At 70.0% G+C, this 5762-nt stretch carries 6 protein-coding genes; 1 reads left to right on the forward strand and 5 read right to left on the reverse strand.

All coding sequences use genetic code 11. From position 1 onward, the window contains the following. Nucleotides 1-275: 275 nt before the first annotated feature. The 4 genes from Q0L15_RS11195 to Q0L15_RS11210 all read right to left on the reverse strand — a co-directional run bounded on the left by Q0L15_RS11195 (nucleotide 276) and on the right by Q0L15_RS11210 (nucleotide 2892). Nucleotides 276-452, reverse strand: coding sequence for a hypothetical protein (locus Q0L15_RS11195; protein WP_296604389.1), 177 nt, complete (start codon nucleotides 450-452; stop codon nucleotides 276-278). A 15-nt stretch (nucleotides 453-467) separates the two neighbouring features. After that, complete coding sequence (locus Q0L15_RS11200) at nucleotides 468-1082, reverse strand: hypothetical protein (RefSeq protein ID WP_296604390.1); 615 nt, start codon at nucleotides 1080-1082, stop codon at nucleotides 468-470. A 93-nt stretch (nucleotides 1083-1175) separates the two neighbouring features. Next, a complete protein-coding gene (locus Q0L15_RS11205; RefSeq protein ID WP_296604391.1) occupies nucleotides 1176-1538 on the reverse strand; it encodes a DUF202 domain-containing protein in 363 nt (120 codons plus the stop codon). A gap of 34 nt (nucleotides 1539-1572) precedes the next feature. Beyond that, on the reverse strand, nucleotides 1573-2892 hold the full coding sequence (locus tag Q0L15_RS11210) for a metallophosphoesterase (RefSeq protein WP_296604393.1): 1320 nt from the start codon (nucleotides 2890-2892) through the stop codon (nucleotides 1573-1575). Nucleotides 2893-3005: 113 nt separating this feature from the next. On the opposite strand from Q0L15_RS11210, the gene Q0L15_RS11215 reads away from it, so the two are divergent. Beyond that, nucleotides 3006-3836, forward strand: coding sequence for a thioesterase family protein (locus Q0L15_RS11215; RefSeq protein ID WP_296604394.1), 831 nt, complete (start codon nucleotides 3006-3008; stop codon nucleotides 3834-3836). A gap of 24 nt (nucleotides 3837-3860) precedes the next feature. Here Q0L15_RS11215 and Q0L15_RS11220 read toward each other — a convergent pair whose 3' ends face one another. Continuing rightward, entirely contained in the window at nucleotides 3861-5471 is a 1611-nt protein-coding gene (locus tag Q0L15_RS11220; protein ID WP_296604395.1) for a hypothetical protein, read from the reverse strand. Nucleotides 5472-5762 lie beyond the last annotated feature (291 nt).

A 5762-nucleotide genomic window follows, 5' to 3' on the forward strand; every position in this document is an offset into this window, starting at 1 on the left:
CTTGTGCGGTCATCGCCACTCCCGAGATGAAGTCGTGGCGGCAGTCTATCAAACAAACTTTCGGAAAGTCAACAGCAATCGCGAGATGCTGCGGAGAGATTCCGTCCGAGGCGGCGGTCGGCAAGCCGGGAGGAGGCCCGCGCGCCGGCGGACCGCTCCCGCTTCGTTGCCAGCCGACCGCAAGCGGAAGCAGCCCGCAGCCCGACTACATCCGGCGCCGTGCGCGGGCTTCGGAGGTCTCGCCAAGCCTGACCCGTGCGATGACGGCGGAATGATCAGCGAGCCCCGGCGAGATTGAGCCCAACAACACCGCCGACGGTCATCGCGAGCGAGAGCACCTTCATCCAGCCGAGGGACTCCCCGAGGAAGGCGAAGCCGACGACGGCGACCAGGGTCATGCCGACGACGGCGACCAGGGCCGTGCCGACGCCCGACCAGATCGCGTAGGCCACCGGGACCGCAGCGAGCTACTTCTTCGGGAGGTACTGGCTCCAGTCGATGTTCTTGCCGGGGCCGTAGTCCAGGAAGCTGGAGGAGGGGATCTTGCCGGTGAAGTTGCGGACGTTCACGAAGTGGCAGCCAGTCTCCTGGGCGGTGCACACCTGGCGCATCGCCTGGCCCGCGACCTGGAAGGCGGCGTGTCCGCGCGCGCAGTAGGCCCACTTGCGCGGCCGGAGCTTGAACTTGAAGCCCAGGCTGGTCGCGTCGGTCGTGCTGTGCGAGACGCCGGAGGTGACCTCGGCGGACACCTTGGAGAAGATCAGCCCGGCCTCGGCCTTGACCGTCCCCTCGACCTTCCAGGTGAACGTGGTCGAGTGCTCCCACGCGCACGTCGCCTCCACCGTCTGGCGGCGGCTGCTGTTGTGCACCAGGTAGTTGCCGTCCTGCTTGATGTACGGCTTGATCTTGGTGACCTTGACGCAGCTGCGGTACTGCGACGACGACCCGGAGTCGTAGGTCCACTTCCCGCACTTGAGCGCGGACGCCGCATCGGCTGGTGCGGTCACGAACGCCGGGACGAGCGCGCTGAGCAGCAGCATCAGGGCGCTGGCGATGGTCAGATGGCGCGATCTCGAAGACATGGTTCCCCCGTCGGTCGAAGCGTCGGATGCTCCTCGTCTGCCCCGCTCCAACGACGGGCAAACGCACGACACCGAGGTGCAGCGGACATCGGCTCAGAGGAAGGCGACGGCCAGAAGGACAGCGCCGACCGCGACCGTCAGCGTCATCAAGTACCCGAGGCCGAAGCCAGGCAACGGCTGTCGCGTCCGCATCGCCCGCTCGACCCGTGCCCAACGCACCAGCGCGAAGACGGTGACGAGCGCTCCGAACAGAACCAGCACGATCGCCAGCGTGGTGCGGACCCATGCCGTGCCGGGCACCTTCAGTGCGTGCAGCGCCACGCCACCGGCGAGCATTGCCAGAGCTGTGCGCACCCAGGCCAAGAACGTCCGTTCGTTGGCGAGGGTGAAGCGGGGGTCAGGCTCCTCGCCCCGGTCGTAGACCCAGTGGGGTCGCCGGTCGGTCATGCCGCCCATGCTGCCCCACGATGCTCGCGAGGAGCCCGTGGGCTCACCGCAGCGGGGTCAGCAGGCCGTCGCTGGCGAGCAGCTGGTTGTCGCTGGTGAGCACTAGGTGGCCGACGTTCTTGGGTGTGTCGCGGACGACCTTGCGGATGACCGGTCGGTGGCTGGCCCCGACCTGCCACAGCTCGCCGTTGAAGTCGATGGTCTCCGGGATGAACAGCTCGTCGCGCAGCCACATCGTGTCGCCGAAGACCTCGCCGAGCAGATAGTTCGTCGACCCGCGGCCGTCGGAGTTGGCCATCTGGATGGTGCCGCCGTGGGAGATCTGCGTGATCCCGTCCTCGCGGCGCACGCTGATGTCGTGCACCTCGCCGTTGAGGTAGAGGTCGACGTGGTGTTTCGCCATCACCTTCCAGAACGGCGACCGCTCGCCACCGCGGTAGTAGAGCAGCGAGGACCCCGTCGATCGCACCGGCTTGAGCACCGGCACGTGGCCCTGCACCACGAGCCAGTCGGTGCCGCGGCGCTCCGCCTGCCCGAGGGTGCGGTCGAGCCAGCGGAGCTGCTGGCGGTCGAGCTGTGGGACCACGTTGCCGCCGCCCACCCGGAACACGTCGACGGTGACCAGCAGCACCTCCGGGTCGAGGTACGTCGCGTAGGCGGTGTCGCGGGCCGACCCGTGCGGCCGGTTGGGCACGTGGCTGGGGGCGATCACCTTGCGGTACAGCGCGTGCTTGAAGGCGCCGACGTGGGCACGCTTGAAGCGGTTCCACCGGGGGTCCTCACCGCCGCGCCAGGGATTGTCGCCGATGTCGTGGTCGCCGACGGCGACGTAGACGGGGAGGTCCCGGGCGTCGAACCGCTGCCGCCAGCGGGAGAAGTAGAAGTCGGCCGCTCGCTTGATCGCCGCGGTCCGTTGCTTGGGCTTGCGCGTCGGACCGAAGATGCCGGTGTTGTCGTCGTCGCGCCCCCAGTGGCCTTCCACCAGGTCACCGGCAACGAGGACGTCGTCCGGCTGCTCTGCCTCGAACGAGTCGAGGATCGTGTCGACGGTCTTCGCGTACGCCGAGTTCCACGAGTTGGGCAGACCGCGGTGCCAGGTCCTCAGCTTGCTGACGTCCGCGAGATCGCAGTTCATGAAGTCGGGCGAGGACAGGAAGGTGTAGTCCGCCGGGCCTTCAGGTCGCGCCGGCGCCGGCGCCGTCGACGACGGCACGCTGGTCGACGGCGACGCGTCGGCGTCCGGCACGGCGACACTGGCGCCCAGGAGCGCCAGGCCGAGCGCGCTGGCGGTGATCATCGCCGCACGGGCGGGCCGGGTGATGTCCATGCGGCTGTGCACTTCCTGATCGGGTGCCGAGATCATCTCGACTGACTAGTGGGTCGGGAGACGGCCGCTCGCCATGAACGTTTCTCCGTGTGACCCAGGTCATGGAGCCCGTCGCCCGTGCCGGCGCCGAGGCTCCCTACGCTCCTCGGGTGACCTACGAGTTCGACGATCAGATCGCCGTCAACCGCCGGGAGGGGACGGGCGATGGCCGCGAACATGATGCCGTCTTCGCCGCCGATCTCGCAGGAGGTTGGTCAGTCGGCGGTGGCATCAACGGCGGCTACCTGCTCGCGGTCGTGGGCAACGCGCTGCGGCACACGCTGCCCGACAAGCCCGACCCGATCGCGGTCTCGGCCTACTACCTGTCCGCGTCGGCCGCGGGACCGGCGACGATCAGCGTCGACGTCCGTCGGGACGGCGGCAGCGTGGCGACCGCCGCTGCGGACCTGCGGCAGGGCGACGACGTGCGGATCACCGCGCTGGCGACGTACGGCGACCTCGGCCGGCTCGGCGACGACGTGCGCACCACGGCCGACGAGCCGGACATGCCGCCGCCCGACCGGTGTGTGCCCAACACGATGGCGCCGCCGGAGGTGCGCGCGATCGCGCCGCTCATGGACCGCTTCGACATGCGTTTCCACCCCGACCACATCGGCTGGGCGGTGGGGGAGCCGAGCGGCAACGGCGTGCTCAGTGCGTGGTTCCGCCTCGTCGACGGCCGCGAGCCGGACCCGCTGTCGCTGTTGATGGTGGTCGACGCGCTGCCGCCCGTGACGTTCGACCTCGGCATGCCGGGTTGGGCGCCGACCCTCGAGCTGACCACACACGTGCGAGCGCGGCCGGCGCCGGGCTGGCTGCGGGTGCGGCACGCGACCCGCAACATGGCGGGCGGGATGTTCGAGGAGGACTGCGAGGTGTGGGACTCCGCTGGCCGGCTGGTCGCCCAGAGCCGGCAGCTCGCCCGCCAGCCTCGTTCCTAGCGGTCCCGCAACAGTGACTCGCGATCAGCTCTGGACCAGGTCGCGATCGATGATCACCGGGCCCTGGTCGAGCCACCACTGGGCGCTGCGTTGGGTCTCGGGATCGCCCGATTCTGCGAGGTCGGCCAGCTCGGGGGCCGCCGCCATGCCGAGCGCGAACACGGTGGCATGCCGCTCGGCGCTGCGGGCGGCGTCGTAGCGGCTTGCGATGGCGGCGCTCTGGTCCGGTTTGAGCGAGCCGCCGAGGCCGGCGTTGACGAGCGCGCGAGCCCGGACCGTCGGCCGGTCGTCCACGACGGCGCGGTGGACGACCTGGTCCCGCTGCCCGCCGTCCCCCAGGCGCATCAGCACGGTCCACGCACGCGCCGCGAACAGCTCGTTGTCGTCGGCGGCGAGGCGCAGGCAGTGGTCGGCGGCCGCACGCGCGTACGGCGAGGCGGCGATCAACAGCGCCGCGTGGTGGCGACGCGGCTTGTGGGAGTGCAGGAGGGCTTCACGCAACAGTCGCCTCAGCATCTGGTCGGGCTCCTGCGCCTGGTGCGAGGGCGTCTCGCCCTGGACCGCCGCGGCCAGATCGGCCACGAGAGACGCGGCACGTGCGCTCGGGACCAGCTCGTCGCTGGTTCGTGCGTTGGTGACCAAGCCGAACGCCCGACGTGTGCGCAGGCCGCCGGCCACACGCTCCCAGGAGTCCTCGGGCAGCCGGACCGCGAGGTCGAAGGAGTCGAGTCGCCCGTCGAGCGACTCGCCGCGCCGCAGCGCACCGAGCACGTGGGACTCCAGCTTGGGAAGGGCGCTCTCGTCGAAGTGCCGGCGGGCCAGCTTGATCGCGGCCACCGACGACGCGGCGCGACGGAGGTAGATGTTGTCGGTGTCGCCGGACAGCAGCCGGAGCGTGAGCTCGGCCGCGGCCCTGTCGGGCACCTCGGCGAGCAGGTTGAGCACCGGAGCAACGACCTGGGCGTCCGGAGCGGTGACGAACCGACCGATCGCCATCAGCAGGTGCTGGCGCGCGATCGGGTGGCCGATGAAGGCGGCCGCAGCCTCGTAGCGGCGTACGTATCCTGCGCCGACCGCGCGCCCGAGCTCCGTGATGAGATGGTGCGTCACCTGGGCCCACTCCCGGTCGCGGAGGAAGACCTTGTCGTAGCGGTTGAGCTCGTCGGTGAGTCTCATCCAATGTGCGCCGGTGGCGAGGCCCTGCTCGCCGCGATCGAGCAGGCTCTCGACCTCCCTGTTGCTGAGGGGCGCCTCGTGCGCGGTGTTCCGCCGCACCGTCGGACCCTCGCCGCAGGCGCGACGGAGGCCGTTGGCGACCGCGACCAGCCACCCCTCGGGAAGGCCCAGGACCGACTCGTACGTCGACGTCACCGCCGCTGGCAGCGGCTGCAGGCCGGACTCCCATCGAGAGACTCGGGAGGCGTCGACGGCAATACCGCGCTCCTTCAGAGCAGCGATGAACCCCTCGCGCCGGGCGAGGTCGGGATCGGGCCCCAGCACCCGGCTCACGGTCAGCAGCCAGGCGATGCGCTGGTCGCACCCGACCTTGCCCGAGCTGAGCGTGTGCGGGTCCTCGGGAAGGCGCTGAGGGCGCCCGCGCCGACGCCCCGGTGGCGGCGTGCCCTCGTCTGCCATGATCCCCCGATCGTCGGGTGTCTGTCCGGCATGTCCCCGCCACCCACGACCATTTATTGCAGGTTTCCGACAGCGCTGCAACAACAACGCCGTGACCCGCGCAACATCTCTAATGTCCTCATCGGCACTCGGGATCCGTATGCGAGTGCTGCACACGGGGCTCTCGGGCTCCATGTAAAGGGGCGGGGGAACTTCCCGGTCCATTCACTCCGGAAGGAAACACAGCATGAACAGCAGCGGCATCAAGCGGGGTCTGGCGGTTTCCGCCGTCTCCGCTCTCGCGGTGGCCGG

Origin of the sequence: Nocardioides sp. (assembly GCF_024509035.1) — a bacterium.
GTDB lineage: Bacteria > Actinomycetota > Actinomycetes > Propionibacteriales > Nocardioidaceae > Nocardioides.